The following is a 17,333-nucleotide window of genomic DNA, read 5'->3' on the forward strand; positions in this document are numbered from 1 at the left end:
ATCGGGCGTGATAGGTTGTTTATTCGTTATTTTTGGTTTTTTATTCAAAATTCACCGTGTCATCAAGCTGCAGCACGGGGCGGTTAACGTGATGGGTTCGACGCATGCGGCGGTTAACTTCGGCAGGAGGATGTGATGAACGATAAAACGGCACGCCCGCAGGATGTGGTTCAACAACAGCTTGACGCCTATAACGCCCGCGACATCGAGGCCTTTATGGCCTGCTGGGCGGACGACGCCCAGTATTACGAACATCCAGACACGCTGTTGGCCAGCGGCAAAGCGGCGATCCGGGAACGGCATCTGGTGCGTTTCCAGGAGCCGAGTCTGTATGGCGAACGGATAAAACGCATGGCGGTAGGCAATATGGTGGTCGATCAGGAGGTGGTGACGCGCAATTTCCCGCAGGGGCGCGGCAAAATGGATGTCATCGCCATCTATGAAGTGGAGCAGGGGCGGATCGCCAAAGCCTGGTTCAAGATCGGCCCCTGCGTGCCGGATGAGGGCGCGCTCTAGCCGCGCATTATTGCAACGCCATCACCGCCTCTATTTCCACACACACCGCGGGTGAGAACAACGCGCTGACCGCCATCAGTGAACAGGCCGGCAGCGCGCCATCGAAATAGTCAAACAGCACCGGGCGCACGCCCGCCAGATCGGCGATGTCGGTCAGGAACACGCTGATTTTAATCAATGCCTTGAGGTTGACGCCTTCGCTGGCGGCAATGGTGGCCAGCTGTTCGAGGATCTCCTGCGTTTGCTCCGGCGCGCTCAACCCCTGAGCGTCGGTGGCGAAAGCCGTCAATCCGGAAACGTATAAGCGATCGCCGTGGCGCACCGCATGCACATAGGGGCCGCCCGGCGTCGGCAACTGCGGATAATTCGTGCGTTTTAATGATGTCATGGTCAAACCCCGCGCAAGACCGGTTAATAAAATCGATAAACTTGGTTAGGATACTGAAGAAACGGCGGCCAGGCGCCGCGCACCGATGATATTTGAGAGTATCATCCCTCTTTTTTATACGTCGTCTTCACCCGAATGTGACAGTGCGGCGCAGCTCGGCCACAAGGACGCATGAGACGATGAACCCGATTTTTACTCCCTACCTGCAACGCTGGCAACTGGAACAGGACGGCAAAGCCTTCGAAACCCACAGCAGTCTGCTGATGCCGGTGCGTTACCGGGGCGAGGCCGCCATGCTGAAGATCGCCCGCGAGCAGGAGGAGCGCTTCGGCGGCCAGCTCATGTGCTGGTGGCGCGGAGAAGGCGCCGCGCTGGTGCTGGCGTGGCACGACGACGGCATTCTGCTGGAGCGCGCGCAGGGCGAAGGTTCGTTGGCGCAGTTGGTGCGTGATGGCGACGATGAGCAGGCCACGCAGATCCTGTGTCGGGCGATCGCCGCCTTGCATGCGCCGCGAGAGGCACCGCTGCCCGAATTGATCCCGCTGCAGGAGTGGTTCAGCTCGCTGTGGCCGGCGGCGCAGGCGCACGGCGGCATGCTGCGCCTCAGCGCCACAACGGCGGCGGAATTGCTGAGCAGCCCGCGAGAAGAAAGCGTGCTGCACGGCGACATCCACCATGACAATGTGCTCGACTTCGGCGAACGCGGCTGGCTGGCGATCGACCCCAAGCGTTTGTACGGCGAACGGGGCTTCGATTACGCCAATATCTTCTGCAATCCCAACTACGGTATCGCCACCGATCCGGCCATTTTCCAGCGCCGCGTGGAACAGGTGTGCCGGTTGGCCGGGTTGGAGCGCCGGCGCTTGTTGCAATGGATCCTGGCCTGGTCGGGGCTCTCCGCCGCTTGGTTCATGGAAGACGGGCAGGCGGCGGATATCGACTTCCGCGTGGCCGAACTGGCGGCGCGCGCGTTGGATATCCCGTTGCCGGACGGCGATTCAGGGTTCATCCTGCCAGTAATCGAGCGAGGTTGAAGGGCGCTGCAGGTAGCGCACCTGCTCGCCGTCTGCGCTGCGCGCCATCGCCTGGTATTTGCCGGAATCCGGGTACATCACCAGCTCCGGCTGTTCGCGCGTGCTGACGGACAGGTACTTCAGCGGCGCATCGGAAGTGTTGATGATCTGGTGCGGGTATTCCGGGCCCGGCGGAATGAAAATGACATCTCCGCTGACGATCGGCAGCATTTCTCCAGCCACCCGCAGCGTACCGCTGCCTTCCAGAATGATGAACATTTCTTCCTGAGCGTAGTGAAAATGGTAGGGGCAGGAACGCATGCCCGGCGCCACGCAATCGAAAGAGGCGCCCAGTTTGTCGGCGGCGGTGCCGGTGCCGAGACGGGCGCCGACGCTGTCATACAGCGGCGGCCGCCGGTCATGTTTCATCTCTACCTGTTCGACATTGCGTATCAGGCGCTGAGCTAACAGCGCGGCTTTCTCAGTCATAAGCTTCCTTGGTGACGGCGTCACTTATTAGGTGAATTGACAGTCAGACGACAGAGAAAGTGAAGGCGCCACGGCGTCGCTTGTCAATGTAGACCGCCCGTTACGCCTCGGAGGTTCGCCGCGGCAGCGACAGCAGCAGATGGGCGATGGCGCCGCCGACAATCCCCCAGAAGGCAGAACCGATGCCGAGCAGCGTGACGCCGGAGGCGGTGATGAGGAAGGCGATCAGCGCCGCGTCGCGCTGTTTTTCATCATGCAGCGCGCGTTGCAGGCTGCCGCCAATGGTGCCGAGCAACGCCAGCCCGGCAATGGTGTGGATCAAGGCGACCGGCAACGCGCTGAATAGCAGGCCGATGGCGCCGCCGAACAGACCGGCCAGCAGATAGAAGCCGCCGGCGGCCACTGCGCCCATATAGCGCCGCTGCGGATCGGGATGCACATCCGGCCCCATGCAGATGGCGGCGGTAATGGCCGCGATGCACACCGAGAAACCGCCGAATGGCGCCAGCAGCAGCGCGGTCAGAGCCGTCCAGGCGATCAGCGGTGAGGTGGGGACGCGGTAGCCCGCCGCCTGCAGCGTAGCGATCCCGGGGGCGTTCTGTGAAGCCATTGTGACCACGAAGAAGGGCACGCCGATGCCGAGCAGCGTCGGCCAGCTGAAATGCGGCGCGATAAATTCCGGCACGGCGAACGCCGGCGTCTGTTGCGCCAGCTGGATATCGCCCTGCAGCGCGGCGATCGCCAACCCAATCGCCAGCGTCAATACGATGGCGTAGCGCGGCAGGAAACGGCGGCTGAGCAGATAGGCCAGCCCCATGCCGGCGCTGAGGGGAAAATTGAGCTGCAGCGAAGCGAAGGCGTCCAGCCCGAAACGCAGCAGGATCCCCGCCAGCATCGCCGCAGAAATCGCCTGTGGAATATAGTCCATCAGGCGGGCAAACAGCCCGGTGACGCCGCAGAGCAGGATCAGACCGGAGGCGAAGATAAACACGCCGATCGCCTCGTTGATCGGCGTGCCGGGCAGGCTGGTGACCAGCAGCGCCGCGCCGGGCGTCGACCAGGCGGTGAGGATCGGCGTGCGATAGTAAAGCGACAGCCCGAGGGAGGTGACGCCCATTGCGATCCCCAGTGCGCTCAGCCAGCCGCCGATCTGCGCCGGCGTGGCGCCCGCGGCGGCGGCGGCCTGGAAAATGATGGCGGCAGAGCTGGTATAACCGACCAGAACGGCGACAAAACCGGCCATGACGGCAGGCAGGGTCAGATGACGCAGGGTGACGGCAGGGCGCATGGGCAGCTCCAATCGGTGGTTGTGCGTTATAACGCACAGCGAGAAATCAGCATAGCATCGTGCGTTATAGCGCACAAGCGGGTATAATCGGGCACGATACGCAGAGGAGAACAGGATGCAGGAACTTGCCGGCCATTTGGCGCACACCCTGCGCACGTTGCGCGCACAGCGCGGTTGGAGCCTGACGCAGGCGGCGGAATACACCGGCGTCAGCAAGGCGATGCTCGGGCAGATTGAACGCGGCGAGTCCAGCCCGACGGTGGCGACGCTGTGGAAGATCGCCACCGGTTTCAACGTGGCGTTTTCCGCCTTCCTTGAGGCCTCGCCCGCGCAGCAGCAGGCGACGCTGCATCGCTACGGCGAGCTGCCGGTGTACGATCAGGACAATGCCGATATGCGCGTGGTGCCGCTGTTTCCCTACGATCGCCAACTGGGTTTCGACATGTTCGTCATCGATCTCGCGCCGGGCGCGCTCAGCGAATCGTCGCCGCATGAGCCGGGCGTGATCGAGCATGTGATCGTGATCAGCGGCCGGTTGGAATTGGCGATAAACGGCGAGTGGCACCGCCTGGCGGCCGGCGAGGCGATGCGCTTTCAGGCCGATCGGCCGCATGCCTACCGCAACGCCGGTTCACACACGGTGCGTATCCACGATCTGATCCACTATCCTCAATCCTGACTCAACGCGGCGGCCGTGGGCTTTGACTCCGCGCCGCCAAACGCCTACCTTGTTGAAAATGACTCTTATTTCACAGGTTGTCGCCCATGACGGGGCGGCGTTGCAGCCGACTCAAAAGGAGCTTGATTTTGCCGGTCACCAATCGACGTCAGTTTATTAAACTCAGTGCACAAACCGCAGGAGCCGTATTCGCGATGACTTCATTACCCAACAGTATCCGCCTGGCGATGGCGGCGGAGGGCGGCGCGGCCGCCGGCGATGAATTCCTGTGGCTGGAAGAGCTGCAGGGTAAAAAAGCGCTGCAATGGGTGCAGCAGGAAAATCAGCGCACCGTGGCGCGTTTCGTCCAGGGCGAAGACTTTCAGCGCATTGAGCGCGAAGTCCTGGATATCCTCAATAAAGACACCCAGATCCCGTGGGTGAGCAAACGCGGCGAGTACTATTACAACTTCTGGCAGGATCAGGCCAACCCGCGCGGCCTGCTGCGGCGCACCACGCTGGACGAGTACCGCAAGGCCAAACCGGCCTGGGAGACGGTGCTGGATATCGATGCGTTGGGCAAGGCGGAAGGCAAGGATTGGGTCTATCAAGGCTCGCAACCGCTGGCGCCGGAATACCGTTATTGCCTGATGCAGCTGTCGCCGGACGGCGGTGACGCCACCGAAATCCGTGAATTCGATCTGGTGGCCAAACGCTTTGTCAAAGACGGTTTCAACGTGCCGGTGGCGAAAAGCCGGGTTTCCTGGGTCGATCGGGACACGCTGTTCATCGCCACCGATTTCGGCCCCGGTTCGATGACCCAGTCAGGCTACGCGCGCATCGCCAAACGCTGGCTGCGCGGCACGCCGCTGAGCGCCGCCGAAACGCTGTACGAAGCGCAGCCGGAAGATATGGCGGTCTTCGCCTATCACGATCGCACGCCGGGTTTTGAGCGTGATTTCGTCGGCCGCAGCCTGGACTTCTATCGCCGTGACTATTTCTTGCTGGCTCAGGATGGCCGGCAGAAAAAAATCGACATCCCGGCCGACGCCGAGCTGGATACGCATCGGGAATGGCTGCTGATCAAACCGAGCAGCGACTGGGAAGTGGGCGGCAAGCGCTATCCGTCCGGCGCGCTGCTGGCGGCCAACTTCGATGACTATCTGGCGGGCAAGCGCGAGCTGCAGCTGCTGTTTACCCCAACGGCGGAGCAGGCGCTGAGCGGCTACAGCGGCACCCGCGATCACCTGATCCTCAGCATCATGGATAACGTGGTCAACCGGCTGGAAGTGCTGACGCCGCAGGGCGGCAGCTGGCAACGTCGCCCGCTGGGCAACCCCGACGACATCAGCACCCTTTCCGCCGGCGGCATCGACGAAGAGAGCAACGCCTATTTCCTGACCGTCAGCGGGTTCCTGCAGCCGACCTCGCTGTACATGGGCAATCTCGACGGCGGTGAGGCGACGCTGTTGAAACAGGCGCCGCAGGACTTTGACGCCGCCGGCTATCAGGTCAGCCAGCATTTCGCGCGCTCCAAGGACGGCACCCGCGTGCCGTATTTCCAGATCGCCGCCAAAGATCTCAAAGCGGACGGCAGCACGCCGACGCTGCTGTATGGCTACGGCGGGTTTGAAGTGCCGCTGTTGCCGGGCTATCTCGGCGGCAAGGCGCCGGCCTGGCTGGAACGCGGTGGAGTATACGTGGTGGCCAACATTCGCGGCGGCGGCGAATACGGTCCGGCCTGGCATCAGGCGGCGCTCAAGCAAAACCGCCATCGCGCCTACGAGGATTTCGCCGCCGTGGCCGAAGATCTTATCGCACGCAAGGTGACCTCGGCGCCGCATCTTGGCGCGCGCGGCGGCAGCAATGGCGGCCTGCTGGTGGGCAATATGCTGACGCTGTATCCGCAGCTGTTCGGCTGCATCGTCTGCGAAGTGCCGCTGCTGGACATGCAGCGCTATACCCAGCTTTCCGCCGGCGCGTCGTGGATCGCCGAATACGGTGACCCGAGCAAGCCGGAGGAATGGGCCTACATCAAGACCTTCTCGCCATACCACAACATTCAGGCGCAGACGGCCTACCCGCCGGTGCTGTTCTATACCGCGACCAGCGACGATCGGGTCAACCCGGCCCACGCCCGCAAAATGGCGGCGCGCATGCAGGCGATGGGGTATCAGCAGGCCTATTTCTATGAAAATACCGAAGGCGGGCACAGCGCCGCCGCCGACAAGCAACAGGCGGCGTTCCACAGCGCGCTGGTAAGCGAATTCATGTGGGCCAACCTGAGCGGCAAACCCAAGTCAGCGTAAGCCTTTTTCTTGCGGCATAAAAAAACACCGGGGCGTTAACCCCGGTGTTTTTATTTACGTTCAATCCGCTGGCGGTCAGCGAGCCGCAGTGGCTTCCTGTGCTTGCTGATTGGCGTCTTCGGTGGTGTCCAGCGTCATGCGGTACAGCTTCGGCGCGGTCAGCATCATCAGGATAGCGATGACGGCGGTGACGATGCCGATCTGCATAAACACATGGCTGTAGATGGCCAGCGAAGCGTGCGCGTCGTTGATGTCGCTTGGCACGGCGGTCAGACCGGCAACCTTACCGGCGATCAGCGCGGCGGCGGCGGTAGTCAGGAACCAGGAGCCCATGATGAAGCCCATCAGACGCTGTGGCACCAGCTGCGCTACCATCGCCAGGCCCAGGCCGGAAATCATCAGCTCGCCGATGCTCTGCAGCGCGTAGCTCAGGATCAGCCAGTTGACCGACACGATGCCCTGTTCGTTGGCGAAGCTGGCACCCCATGGCAGCACCAGGAAGGCGCAGGAGCAGAGGATCATGCCGAAAGCGAACTTGTGCGGCATCGGCAGGCGATCGCCCATTTTGTTATACAGCGCGGCCAGAATCGGGCTGGCGAGCATGATCCAGAACGGGTTCAGCGCCTGATACTGCTCCGGCTCGAAGGCGACGCCGAAGATGCTGTGTTCCACGTTATGGATGGCGAAGAAGTTCAGCGAGGTTGGCATCTGGCTGTACAGCACGAAGAACACCACCGCTTCCAGCATCAGCAGGAAGGCGACGATCATCTTGCGGCGTGCAGCGCCGTGCAGGGCGAAGGTTTCCTTGGCGAACACCAGAACGATGCCGGCGGAAACGAGGGCCAACGCCCAGCGCGCGATCACCTGGTTGTGCAGCAGCCAGCTGGACACGGCGATCAACGCCACGATGCCGACCAGCACCATCAGCAGCTTCGGCAGATGCAGCGGCTTGAAGTCAGGTCTGGAGCCGTTTTCCTTCACCCACTTGTGGCACATCATAAAGTTGACCAGGGTGATCAGCATGCCGACCACGCTCAGGGAGAACGCCACACTCCAGCCGTATTTCGCCGCCAGCCACGGGGTGGCCAGCATGGAGAAGAAGGAACCGATGTTCACCGACATGTAGTACATGGTGAAAGCGCCGTCGATGCGCGGATCATCTTTCTCATAGCAGGTGGACAGCAGGGAGGACGGGTTAGCCTTGAACAGGCCGCTGCCCACGGCGATGGTCGCCATGCCCATGTAGACCCAGAAGATGTCGTGGCCGGAGTAGGCCACCATGGCGTAACCGGCGGCCAGCACCAGCGCGCCGAGCACGATCACGCGTTTGGCGCCCAGCACCTTGTCGCCCAGCCAGCCGCCGATGGCGACGAAGCCGTATACCAGGGCGCTGAAGGAAGAGAACAGGGTGATGGAATCGGCTTCGCTCATGCCGAGCATCTTGACCAGATAAACCGCCATGATGCCCTGCAGGCCGTAATAGCCGAAACGCTCCCACAGTTCGATCGAGAAGATCAGGTAGAACGCTTTCGGTTGTTTGAACGCGTTAAGGCTAACGCTCTCCGGGTGTTGGTTGTTTGCTGTTGACACTGGTACCTCTGTTTTTTCGCAGCCCGTCTTTGGAGGACGGGAAAGTACAAAAGTTGATGCGGAACGGCATCCTTTTGCGTTGTTATAGGATGGGGACGGCGGTTAATGTTCACTATCTTTGTCAACGTGGCAAGCAGTTTGTCATATTCGGTTACATTTAACGCTCGCAGGATTATGCTGCGATGTTGCAAATGTTATGCAGTATTAACTTTCGGGTTTTAATGGTTTGCCGATTTTTTGTTTTGATTAAAAGCTATACGCATTTTAAACAGGGATATATTCTGCTGAATTGCTATTTTTTAGCGCATCAGTGTATGTGTGGTTGTTAATCCATTGGAATGTTGTGCATATGCAGCGTTTTGTAAAATTATAGAAATTTAGGAAAACGGGACTGGCATTTGTGAACGCCTTGTGATCCTGAAAGCGTGACGTTCACCGCAATTTTTGACTAATTTTTCGCTTGAAAATAACGCGGCACTGAGTTTTTCACTGAAAACCGTGATAACGCCGGGGTTACTGCTGCGCGATATCACATTTCCGATAAAAAAGAGGCGCTGGCGGGGGGAGTGGCGGCGACGGGGGCTGTTTGCCGCCCCGTCAGACTCAGGATTCTGGATAAACCTTCTCTTTATACTCGCACAGGTCTTCGATGATGCAGGAGCCACAGCGCGGTTTGCGCGCGATGCAGGTGTAGCGCCCGTGCAGGATCAGCCAGTGATGGCAATCGACCTTGAATTCGGCGGGCACCACCTTCAGCAGCTTCTCTTCCACCTGATCGACGTTCTTGCCCGGCGCGAAGTGGGTGCGGTTGCACACCCGGAAGATATGGGTGTCCACGGCGATGGTCGCCCAGCCGAAGGCGGTATTGAGCACCACGTTGGCGGTCTTGCGGCCGACGCCCGGCAGCGCTTCCAGCGCGGCGCGATCTTCCGGCACTTCGCCGCCGTGCAGCTCCAGCAGCATACGGCAGGTTTTGATCACGTTTTCGGCCTTGCTGTTGAACAGGCCGATGGTCTTGATGTACTCCTTGACGCCATCAACCCCCAGCGCCAGCATGGCGGCGGGAGTGTTGGCGACCGGGTAAAGCCTGGCGGTCGCCTTGTTGACGCTCACGTCGGTGGCCTGCGCAGACAGCAGCACGGCAATCAGCAGTTCAAACGGCGTGGTGTACACCAGCTCGGTGGTCGGGTGCGGGTTGTTGTCGCGCAGCCGGGTCAAAATTTCCAGTCGCTTCTGCTTGTTCATCAGGCCTTCTCAGCACGTCCTTGTTCCAGCAGCGGTTCCGCCGCCACGGCGCGAGCTTTACGCGCCTTCATTTTTTCGTCGATCAGATATTTGACCGCCAGCAGCAGCCCCAGGCCGATAAAGGCGCCCGGCGGCAGCATGGCCAGCAGGAATGGGCTGTCGAAATGCACCACTTCGATGCGCAGCGATTTGGCCCAGCCGCCCAGCAGTTGGTCGGCGCCGTCGAACAGCGTGCCGTTGCCCAACAGTTCGCGCATCGAGCCCAGCGTCACCATCACGCCGGTGGCGCCGAGGCCGATCGCCATGCCGTCCAGCGCCGAGAGGCCGACCGGCTTCTTGGCGGCCACCGCTTCGGCGCGGCCGACCACGATGCAGTTGGTTACGATCAATGGAATAAAGATGCCGAGCGACTGATACAGGCCGAAGGCATAGGCGTTGATCAGCATCTGCACGATGCTCACCACCGCGGCGATGATCATCACGTAGATTGGAATACGCACTTCGCTCGGCACCCAGCGGCGCACCGCGGAGATGGAGGCGTTGGTCAGCGTCAGCACCAGCGTGGTGGCCAGCCCCAGGCCGAGCGCGTTGGTGACGGTGGAGGTCACCGCCAGCAACGGACACATGCCCAGCAGCTGCACCAGGGCGGAGTTGTTTTTCCACAACCCCTGGACGATCAATTCTTTGGCTTCACTCATTCGGCGGCTCCACACGCAGGTAAGCTTTCAAGTTTAGGCGGCAGCGTTTCCATATACAACGCCGTGCGGCGCACCGCATTGACCACCGCCCGTGGGGTGATGGTCGCGCCGGTGAATTGGTCGAACATGCCGCCGTCTTTCTTCACCGCCCAGCGCTTATCGTCCGGGCCTTCGATTTTCTTGCCGCTGAAGAAGGAAATCCAGTCGGAAATGCGCAGTTCAATTTTGTCACCCAGCCCAGGCGTTTCGTGGTGTTCAATCACCCGGGTGCCGAGCACCGTGCCGTTGAAATCGGCGCCGACCAGCAGCTTAATGGCGCCGGAGTAACCGTCCGGCGCGGTGGTTTCCAGCGCGGCGGCAGTCGGCTGCCCGTTTTTGCGCGCCAGGTACAAGCGGTGCGGCGCGCCGTCGCCCAAGGCCGGATCGCTGACCAGCAGGCATTCGTTCTGCATGATGTTGTCGTAGTTTTCCGGCGGCACCACCTGATCGAGCAGCGCTTTTTGCTGCAGCGCCGCCTGATGGGCGATGGTGGTTTTCGTCAGGGCGTAGACCACGGCGGTCAGGCCGGTGGTGACCGCCGCAAACACCGCCAGCGTGGTGCCGTGTTTTCTCATGGAATTCAGCATGGCGGCTCCTTAGCGATGGCCGTACACGCGCGGCTGCGTGTAGTGGTCGATTAACGGGACGGTGATGTTGGCGAGCAGCACGGCGAAGGCCACGCCGTCAGGGTAGCCGCCATAGACGCGGATCAGCCAGACCAGCACGCCGATCAGCGCGCCGTAGATTAAGCGGCCCTTCGGCGTGGTGGAGGCGCTGACCGGATCGGTGGCGATAAAGAACGCGCCCAGCATGCTGGCGCCGGAGAACAGGTGGATCAGCGGCGAAGCCTGATGCGCCGGATCGATCCACCAGGCCAGACCGGAACAGAAGGCGATGGCGGCCAACATGCTGCAAGGGATTTGCCAATGGATCAGGCGACGCGCCAGCATAAACAGGCCGCCGGCCAGGAAGCCGAGGTTGACCCACTGCCAGCCGATGCCGGCCAGCGCGCCGCCGAACAGCGGCTGCTGCAACACCTGTTCCACGCTGTGGCCGCTGCGCAGGCCGGTTTTGAAACCGTCGAGCGGCGTGGCCTGGCTGATGCCGTCCACGCCCATCTGCAGTTCGTGCAGCGTCGCGCCCTGTGCGGTATGGCCGCTGAAAATGGCCAGCAGCGTGTCGTGGAGCGACAGCGCGGTGGCGCGCAGCTCATCCGGCGGCAACCAACTGGTCATCTGCACCGGGAAGGAGATCAGCAGCACTACGTAACCGACCATCGCCGGGTTGAACGGGTTCTGCCCGAGGCCGCCATACAGCTGTTTGGCGATAACGATGGCGAAGAAGGTGCCGATGACGATCATCCACCACGGCGCCAGCGGCGGCAGGCTGATGCCGAGCAGCAGCGCGGTCAGCAGGGCGGAGTTATCCGCCAGCCGGCTGCGCACCGGCAGCTTGCGCAGCTTGAGGATCGCGCCTTCCGCGGCCAGCGCGACGATCGCCGCCAGCGCCACCTGAATCAGCACGCCGTAGCCGAAAAACCAAATCTGCGCCGCGATGCCGGGAATGCACGCCAACATGACCCATAGCATAATGCGGCTGGTGCTTTGCTGGTTGTGGGTGAAAGGCGAGCTGGCGATGTGTAAGCCTTTGGCGGCTGTGGGTGATACCGGCCTGAACTTCATAGAGTAACGATACCTTCTGCGCCGCGCCTGCGGCAGTTTCGATGCGCCATACTGCGGGCGCGGCAAAAATGATAGCCGAGCATTCTACCTGATTCGATGCGAGGGTAATACGCCTTAATGATAGGGGTATTCGGCTTTCCGCGCATCTGGCGATCGGGGCGGCGCGATTTGATTTTTTTTTGGCCGGGAAATGGGCTAACGTGAGGAATTGTCAGTGGAACTTGTGCCGCCATCGACCGCGGGAAATGGGGTAAGCGTATGAATGAGATATCATTTTTCTCCAGACTTCCGCACAAAATAACAACTTTCACATAATCCGTGTAGGTTACTATCGCGAACATTATTGAGTCAGTGAATCCATAATAATGACAAATGAAGACATTTTTTTTATTGAAGAGCTAATTGAGTGGGTGGAGATACATCTGGAGAAACGGCCAAACCTGGATGAAGTCGCGCGTATTTCGGGCTATTCCAAGTGGCATCTGCAGCGTAAATTTAAGCGTATTACCGGCATTCAACTCGCCACCTATATCCGTTCGCGCATCCTGACACGCGCCGCGGTGGCGCTGCGTATCACCCGTCGCTCCATCATCGACATCTCCGATGAGCTGGGCTTCGACTCTCAGCAGACTTTTACCCGCATGTTCAAGCAGCGCTTCGGCACCACCCCCAATCGCTATCGCTCGATGGAGCACTGGGACGTGAAAAACCTGATGCCGCGCTTTAACTTCGAAGCCAGCTACGGCGCCGGTTATTACCCGGAAGTGAAGCGGCTGACGCTGCCCGACATGCAGTTGGTCGGCTTCACGCGCCGGCTGGATTTCGCCTCCGAACAGGAGCTGGAGTACTCGTCCTGCATGGCGATGAAGGACGAGATTTTCAACGACTTCTTCAAGGGGCTGCACGTTGACTGTCGGCGGATTTACAGCATCTACTCCCCTCATGCCGGGGAGGGCGACGAGCTCTCATCCACGCTGGTGATGGCGGTCGATCCTGAACACAGAAAGGATATTCTTTCCAACCATCAGATAGACACCTTCCATTTGCCGAGCCGCGAGTTTATCTCTATCAACCATAAGGGGTCGGCGAAAGAGTGTTTGCAGTTTTTCGGCTACCTGATGTCGCATGTGATGCCGGGGTTGAAGGATGAAGTGCGCGGCAGTATGGAAATGGAGATCATTCAAACCAAAGAGTGGAATCCGGAATCCAAACTGCGCCAGATTGAAGTGGATTACACCTACCTGATCTCTATCGATTAAACGGCGCCCGGCGTCAGCCAGGCGCCGCTGTCATCATTTGTCTTCCGTTTCCGCCGCCAGCGATTCCCTGGCGGCTTTTTTGGCTTTGGCGCGGGCGATAGCCGCCGCGACCGCCGCCTTGCGCGGATCTTCTTCGGCTGCAACCGGCGCCGGTTCCGCCGGTGCAGAGGCATCCGTCTGTTGCGCGGCTTTCTTGGCTTTGGCGCGGGCGATAGCCGCCGCGACCGCCGCCTTGCGCGGTTCTTCTTCGGCTGCAGCCGGCGCCGGTTCCGCCGGTGCAGAGGCATCCGCCTGTTGCGCGGCTTTCTTGGCTTTTACGCGCGCCAGTGCCGCCGCGACCGCCGCCTTGCGCGGATCCTCTTCGGCTGGAGCCGGCGCCGGTTCCGCTGGAGCAGGGGCATCCGCCTGCTGCTCTGCCTTTTTGGCCTTCACGCGCGCCAGGGCGGCCGCAACGGCCGTTTTGCGCGGATCGTCCTCTGTTGCCGCCGGGGCGGAGCTGTCTGCGGCCGGCGCCTCTTTGCGCGCTTTCACGCGGGCCAGCGCCGCGGCCACGGCGGCTTTACGCGCGTCGTCGCCGGCGGTCGCCGGTGGCGCTTCCGTTTCCACCTCGGCAGCCAGCTGGGCACGACGTTCGCGCGCCTGCGCTTTACGCGCTTCGCGGGCGGCGATCATCTCGCTGTTGTCCGGCTGCTGGCCGTTGACCGGCGTAACCGCCGCTTCGGCATTCTTGCTGCGCACGCGCGCCAGCGCGGCCTGCACTGCGCCCTGATCGTCGTCGGTCAGTTTGACGGCGGCCTTTTTATGTCGCTCTTCACGCGCCAGTTTTTCACGCTCCAGACGCGCCAGTTTGGCCTCGTAACGCGCCTTGGCCTCGGCGGTGCGCGCCGCTTCCAGATCGATAGCCTTGATTTCGGCCTTTTCCTGCCGGTAGTACTGTACCAGCGGGATATTGCTGGGGCAGACGAACGCGCAGGCGCCGCATTCGATGCAGTCGAACAGGTTATGGTTGCGCGCCTTGTCGTGCTCCTGTCCACGGCTGAACCAGTACAGCTGTTGTGGCAGCAGCCCGGCAGGGCAAGCGTCTACGCACAGGCCGCAGCGGATGCAGGACTGCTCCGGTTCCTGCGGCGTCATTTCATCCACCGTCGGCGCCAGAATGCAGTTGCTGATCTTGACGATCGGCACGTTCAGCGCGGGCAGGGTGAAGCCCATCAGCGGGCCGCCCATGACCACCATCTGCTGCGCCTGCGGGCGGAAACCGACGACGTCGAGCAGGTGCTGCACCGGCGTGCCGATGCGAGCCCACAGATTGCCGGGGCGCTCAATCGCCTCGCCGGTCAGGGTCACTACGCGCTCAATCAGCGGTTCGCCGTCGACGATCGCTCGCTTGATGGCGAAGGCGGTGCCGACGTTTTGCATCAATACGCCGATAGCGGAGGAGTGCTTGCCGTGCGGCACTTCCTTGCCGGTCAAAATTTTGGTCAGCTGCTTGGCGCCGCCGGACGGGTATTTGGTCGGGATGACGCGCAGCGCAATGCCGGACTGGCCGCGCAACGCCAGTTTCAGCGCCGCGATTGCCTCCGGCTTGTTGTCTTCGATGCCGATCAGCGTGACCTTGGGCTGCAGAATGTGTTGCAGGATCTGCGTGCCTTCAATGATCTGATCGGCATGTTCCTGCATCAGGCGATCGTCGGCGGTGATGTAAGGCTCGCACTCGGCGGCGTTGAGGATCAGCGTTTCCACGCCGCTCATGCCGCCTTGCAGTTTGCTGGCGGTCGGGAAACCGGCGCCGCCCAGGCCGGCGATGCCGGCCTGATGAATACGTTGAATCAGTTCCGTGGCGGGCGATTGGCGATAGTCCGCCACCGGATCGCGCTCGCACCAGCGGTCTTCCCCGTCTGCCTCGATAATCACGCACAGCTCCGTCAGCCCGGACGGGTGAGCGGTGATGTGCGGGGTAATGGCGCTGACGGTGCCCGAGGTCGGGGCATGCACCGGCACGGTGCGGCCGCGGCCGACGGTCAGAGGTTGGCCTTTCAACACCCGATCGCCGGCGCTGACGCACAGCTCGCCTTCCGGCCCCAAATGCTGCTGCAGCGGAATGATAAAGGTCTTGGGCAGGGGCGCGACACGCAGCGGCGCACCGCTGGACTGCGTTTTCATTTCCGGTGGATGGATCCCGCCGTCGAAATCCCAGATCCGGTCTTTTTTAAAGGCGGCGAACAGATTAAGCATGTTGCTCCACGTGGATCACTTGCACCGGGATCGTCTTCATGTCCCACTTCCAGTTGGCGGTGGTGGTAGCGACCGGTCTCATTTCAATACAGTCGGTAGGGCAAGGGGCGACGCACAGATCGCAGCCGGTACAGAGGTCGGTGATGACGGTGTGCATGGCGCGGGTGGCGCCGACGATGGCGTCCACCGGGCAGGCCTGAATGCACTTGGTGCAGCCGATGCAGTTGGCCTCGTCGATATAGGCCACTTTACGCTCCGGCTCGGCGGCGGCTTCGCTGCCCAGCGGCTGCGGCTCTACGTTGAGCAGCTCCGCCAGTTTCAGCATCACCTGTTCGCCGCCCGGCGCGCATTTGTTGATCATCTCGCCGTTGGCTACCGCCTCGGCATAGGGGCGACAGCCGGGGTAGCCGCACTGCCCGCACTGGCTCTGCGGCAGGATCGCGTCGACCTGCTCGGCGACCGGATCCTCTTCCACCTCAAAACGGCGCGCGGCGTAGCCCAGCACCAGTCCGAACAGCAGCCCGAGCGCGCTCAAAGCCGCGATAGCTATCCACAACGCAGTCATTAGAATTTCACCAGCCCGGTAAAGCCCATAAAGGCCAGCGACATCAGCCCGGCGGTGATCAGCGCGATCGAGGAACCGCGGAACGGCGCCGGCACGTCGGCGACCGCCAGACGTTCGCGAATGGCGGCGAACAGCACCATCACCAGCGAGAAACCGGCGGCGGCGCTGAAGCCGTAAACGGCGGACTGCAGGAAGTTATAGCCGAGGTTGACGTTAAGCAACGCTACGCCCAGCACCGCACAGTTGGTGGTGATCAGCGGCAGGAAGATGCCCAGCAGGCGGTAGAGCGCCGGGCTGGTCTTGCGCACCACCATCTCGGTGAACTGAACGACGACGGCGATCACCAGAATGAAGGAGAGCGTGCGCAGATACACCAGATCCAGCGGAACCAGAATAAAGGTGTTGATCACCCAGGCGCTGACGGAGGCCAGCGTCATGACGAAGGTGGTGGCCATTCCCATGCCGATGGCGCTTTCCAGCTTCTTGGAAACGCCGAGGAACGGGCACAGGCCAAGAAACTTCACCAGAACGAAGTTGTTCACCAGTACGGTGCCGACAAACAGGAGCAGGTATTCGGTCATTGCGATGCCTAAAAAAATAAAAGCCGCCTATTATCGGGAATCGGCGGCCGGACGACAACATATGAATCGCAGGGGTATTGCCTTTTTTGGCGAAAATTTACACAAAAAACCCGATAAAACGTGCTGCAATCGCCATTAACGTTCGGTAAAGGTGCCTTTGACCCGCTGCGAGCGCTTGATATAAGGCACCAGCAGCGCCGCCATCAGCAGCGGCCAGCCGAGGCTGCGCACCGCCACTTCATCCGGTACCGGCGCAAAGGCGAAGGCTTTCACCGCCAGGATCACCGTGATCAGCAGCCATAACAAGAACAGTTTGGGGAAGCGCTGCGAGCGCTGGCAAAATAGAAACACCAGCCACAGGGTGAAGCCCCACATCAAAAGCGTGGTCAGCACCGAAAAGTACCATTGCAGGGTAAACGCCTGGGCGTTGGTCAACAGATAATCGCGCGACTCGGGCATGAAGATCGCCATGGCGTACAGGAGCAGCATCAGGCTGGCGCTGAGCAGGGTGACGATCAGATAGGCCAGCGGGGCCAGCAACCAACCGCCGATACGAGTGTATTCAGCTTGAGACATAAAGGCTTCCTGATTGAAACGGGGATCACAGGCGGCATAGCTTAGCGGGTAATATAGGCTTCGTCATCTCTATCAAGCGGATAGCTCGGCATCGCGACGCCGGGCCGCACGTTTGGCTACTCCTGCCTCGCTTCGAATTAACATCTCATTTACTTCTTGTTCCATCCGGCCGCATGGTGTCAAATCGAAAGGGTCTGTCGTG

At 61.1% G+C, this 17,333-nt stretch carries 17 protein-coding genes; 5 read left to right on the forward strand and 12 right to left on the reverse strand.

Going from position 1 to position 17,333, the window contains the following annotated elements; translation table 11 throughout:
- Nucleotides 1–135: 135 nt before the first annotated feature.
- The gene (locus tag ACTJJ6_RS04110; protein ID WP_015377744.1) at nt 136–516 is read left to right on the forward strand and encodes a nuclear transport factor 2 family protein; all 381 of its coding nucleotides are present in this window, start codon (nt 136–138) and stop codon (nt 514–516) included.
- Between the two features lie 7 nt (nt 517–523).
- On the opposite strand, the gene ACTJJ6_RS04115 is transcribed toward ACTJJ6_RS04110, so the two are convergent.
- The gene (locus ACTJJ6_RS04115; protein ID WP_028128181.1) at nt 524–904 is read right to left on the reverse strand and encodes a RidA family protein; all 381 of its coding nucleotides are present in this window, start codon (nt 902–904) and stop codon (nt 524–526) included.
- 188 nt (nt 905–1,092) lie between these two features.
- On the opposite strand from ACTJJ6_RS04115, the gene ACTJJ6_RS04120 reads away from it, so the two are divergent.
- Entirely contained in the window at nt 1,093–1,938 is an 846-nt protein-coding gene (locus ACTJJ6_RS04120) for an aminoglycoside phosphotransferase family protein (RefSeq protein ID WP_370446670.1), read from the forward strand.
- Here the strand turns inward: ACTJJ6_RS04120 and ACTJJ6_RS04125 are convergent.
- Both ACTJJ6_RS04125 and ACTJJ6_RS04130 read right to left on the reverse strand, forming a co-directional pair.
- Entirely contained in the window at nt 1,903–2,406 is a 504-nt protein-coding gene (locus tag ACTJJ6_RS04125) for a cupin domain-containing protein (protein WP_004938395.1), read from the reverse strand. The two genes, ACTJJ6_RS04120 and ACTJJ6_RS04125, sit on opposite strands and share 36 nt — an antisense overlap.
- Before the next feature lie 100 nt (nt 2,407–2,506).
- Nucleotides 2,507–3,694 carry a benzoate/H(+) symporter BenE family transporter gene (locus ACTJJ6_RS04130; protein WP_049300526.1) on the reverse strand — a complete coding sequence of 396 codons (1,188 nt, stop codon included), beginning with the start codon at nt 3,692–3,694 and terminating at the stop codon, nt 2,507–2,509.
- 115 nt (nt 3,695–3,809) lie between these two features.
- On the opposite strand from ACTJJ6_RS04130, the gene ACTJJ6_RS04135 reads away from it, so the two are divergent.
- Both ACTJJ6_RS04135 and ACTJJ6_RS04140 read left to right on the forward strand, forming a co-directional pair.
- Entirely contained in the window at nt 3,810–4,373 is a 564-nt protein-coding gene (locus ACTJJ6_RS04135; protein ID WP_151254786.1) for a helix-turn-helix domain-containing protein, read from the forward strand.
- Between the two features lie 194 nt (nt 4,374–4,567).
- Complete coding sequence (locus ACTJJ6_RS04140) at nt 4,568–6,661, forward strand: prolyl oligopeptidase family serine peptidase (RefSeq protein WP_440802181.1); 2,094 nt, start codon at nt 4,568–4,570, stop codon at nt 6,659–6,661.
- Between the two features lie 75 nt (nt 6,662–6,736).
- On the opposite strand, the gene dtpA is transcribed toward ACTJJ6_RS04140, so the two are convergent.
- From dtpA to rsxD, 5 genes are all read right to left on the reverse strand, one after another.
- On the reverse strand, nt 6,737–8,251 hold the full coding sequence (gene dtpA, locus ACTJJ6_RS04145) for a dipeptide/tripeptide permease DtpA (RefSeq protein WP_016927896.1): 1,515 nt from the start codon (nt 8,249–8,251) through the stop codon (nt 6,737–6,739).
- A gap of 603 nt (nt 8,252–8,854) precedes the next feature.
- The gene (gene nth / locus ACTJJ6_RS04150) at nt 8,855–9,496 is read right to left on the reverse strand and encodes an endonuclease III (RefSeq protein WP_004938407.1); all 642 of its coding nucleotides are present in this window, start codon (nt 9,494–9,496) and stop codon (nt 8,855–8,857) included.
- Entirely contained in the window at nt 9,496–10,194 is a 699-nt protein-coding gene (locus ACTJJ6_RS04155; protein ID WP_004938409.1) for an electron transport complex subunit E, read from the reverse strand. Before ACTJJ6_RS04155 ends, nth begins: the two co-directional genes overlap by 1 nt.
- On the reverse strand, nt 10,191–10,820 hold the full coding sequence (rsxG, locus tag ACTJJ6_RS04160) for an electron transport complex subunit RsxG (RefSeq protein ID WP_004938412.1): 630 nt from the start codon (nt 10,818–10,820) through the stop codon (nt 10,191–10,193). The genes ACTJJ6_RS04155 and rsxG overlap by 4 nt, the downstream gene beginning before the upstream one ends.
- 9 nt (nt 10,821–10,829) lie before the next feature.
- Nucleotides 10,830–11,915: an electron transport complex subunit RsxD gene (rsxD, locus tag ACTJJ6_RS04165; RefSeq protein WP_016927895.1), complete on the reverse strand. Its 1,086-nt coding sequence runs from the start codon at nt 11,913–11,915 to the stop codon at nt 10,830–10,832.
- Between the two features lie 365 nt (nt 11,916–12,280).
- Between rsxD and ACTJJ6_RS04170 the strand changes: the two genes are divergently transcribed.
- Nucleotides 12,281–13,174, forward strand: a complete 894-nt coding sequence (locus ACTJJ6_RS04170) for a helix-turn-helix domain-containing protein (protein WP_016927894.1) — start codon at nt 12,281–12,283, stop codon at nt 13,172–13,174.
- Between the two features lie 33 nt (nt 13,175–13,207).
- Here the strand turns inward: ACTJJ6_RS04170 and rsxC are convergent, their stop codons facing one another.
- The 4 genes from rsxC to ACTJJ6_RS04190 all read right to left on the reverse strand — a co-directional run bounded on the left by rsxC (nt 13,208) and on the right by ACTJJ6_RS04190 (nt 17,131).
- Nucleotides 13,208–15,409, reverse strand: coding sequence for an electron transport complex subunit RsxC (rsxC, locus tag ACTJJ6_RS04175; protein ID WP_440827389.1), 2,202 nt, complete (start codon nt 15,407–15,409; stop codon nt 13,208–13,210).
- Nucleotides 15,402–15,974, reverse strand: coding sequence for an electron transport complex subunit RsxB (gene rsxB, locus ACTJJ6_RS04180; RefSeq protein ID WP_004938428.1), 573 nt, complete (start codon nt 15,972–15,974; stop codon nt 15,402–15,404). Before rsxB ends, rsxC begins: the two co-directional genes overlap by 8 nt.
- Entirely contained in the window at nt 15,974–16,555 is a 582-nt protein-coding gene (gene rsxA / locus ACTJJ6_RS04185) for an electron transport complex subunit RsxA (RefSeq protein ID WP_004938443.1), read from the reverse strand. Before rsxA ends, rsxB begins: the two co-directional genes overlap by 1 nt.
- A gap of 135 nt (nt 16,556–16,690) precedes the next feature.
- Nucleotides 16,691–17,131: a DUF2569 domain-containing protein gene (locus ACTJJ6_RS04190; protein ID WP_016927891.1), complete on the reverse strand. Its 441-nt coding sequence runs from the start codon at nt 17,129–17,131 to the stop codon at nt 16,691–16,693.
- Nucleotides 17,132–17,333: the final 202 nt, after the last annotated feature.

Source organism: Serratia sp. 22278 (assembly GCF_052045405.1).
Lineage (GTDB): Bacteria > Pseudomonadota > Gammaproteobacteria > Enterobacterales > Enterobacteriaceae > Serratia > Serratia marcescens.

What these genes read in the sequence shown, in the direction of transcription:
- ACTJJ6_RS04110 (WP_015377744.1), top strand. Translation starts at nt 136, where the DNA reads ATGAACGATAAAACGGCACGCCCGCAGGATGTGGTTCAACAACAGCTT.
- ACTJJ6_RS04115 (WP_028128181.1), bottom strand. Translation starts at nt 904, where the DNA reads ATGACATCATTAAAACGCACGAATTATCCGCAGTTGCCGACGCCGGGC.
- ACTJJ6_RS04125 (WP_004938395.1), bottom strand. Translation starts at nt 2,406, where the DNA reads ATGACTGAGAAAGCCGCGCTGTTAGCTCAGCGCCTGATACGCAATGTC.
- ACTJJ6_RS04130 (WP_049300526.1), bottom strand. Translation starts at nt 3,694, where the DNA reads ATGCGCCCTGCCGTCACCCTGCGTCATCTGACCCTGCCTGCCGTCATG.
- ACTJJ6_RS04135 (WP_151254786.1), top strand. Translation starts at nt 3,810, where the DNA reads ATGCAGGAACTTGCCGGCCATTTGGCGCACACCCTGCGCACGTTGCGC.
- ACTJJ6_RS04140 (WP_440802181.1), top strand. Translation starts at nt 4,568, where the DNA reads ATGACTTCATTACCCAACAGTATCCGCCTGGCGATGGCGGCGGAGGGC.
- nth (WP_004938407.1), bottom strand. Translation starts at nt 9,496, where the DNA reads ATGAACAAGCAGAAGCGACTGGAAATTTTGACCCGGCTGCGCGACAAC.
- ACTJJ6_RS04155 (WP_004938409.1), bottom strand. Translation starts at nt 10,194, where the DNA reads ATGAGTGAAGCCAAAGAATTGATCGTCCAGGGGTTGTGGAAAAACAAC.
- rsxG (WP_004938412.1), bottom strand. Translation starts at nt 10,820, where the DNA reads ATGCTGAATTCCATGAGAAAACACGGCACCACGCTGGCGGTGTTTGCG.
- rsxD (WP_016927895.1), bottom strand. Translation starts at nt 11,915, where the DNA reads ATGAAGTTCAGGCCGGTATCACCCACAGCCGCCAAAGGCTTACACATC.
- ACTJJ6_RS04170 (WP_016927894.1), top strand. Translation starts at nt 12,281, where the DNA reads ATGACAAATGAAGACATTTTTTTTATTGAAGAGCTAATTGAGTGGGTG.
- rsxC (WP_440827389.1), bottom strand. Translation starts at nt 15,409, where the DNA reads ATGCTTAATCTGTTCGCCGCCTTTAAAAAAGACCGGATCTGGGATTTC.
- rsxB (WP_004938428.1), bottom strand. Translation starts at nt 15,974, where the DNA reads ATGACTGCGTTGTGGATAGCTATCGCGGCTTTGAGCGCGCTCGGGCTG.
- rsxA (WP_004938443.1), bottom strand. Translation starts at nt 16,555, where the DNA reads ATGACCGAATACCTGCTCCTGTTTGTCGGCACCGTACTGGTGAACAAC.
- ACTJJ6_RS04190 (WP_016927891.1), bottom strand. Translation starts at nt 17,131, where the DNA reads ATGTCTCAAGCTGAATACACTCGTATCGGCGGTTGGTTGCTGGCCCCG.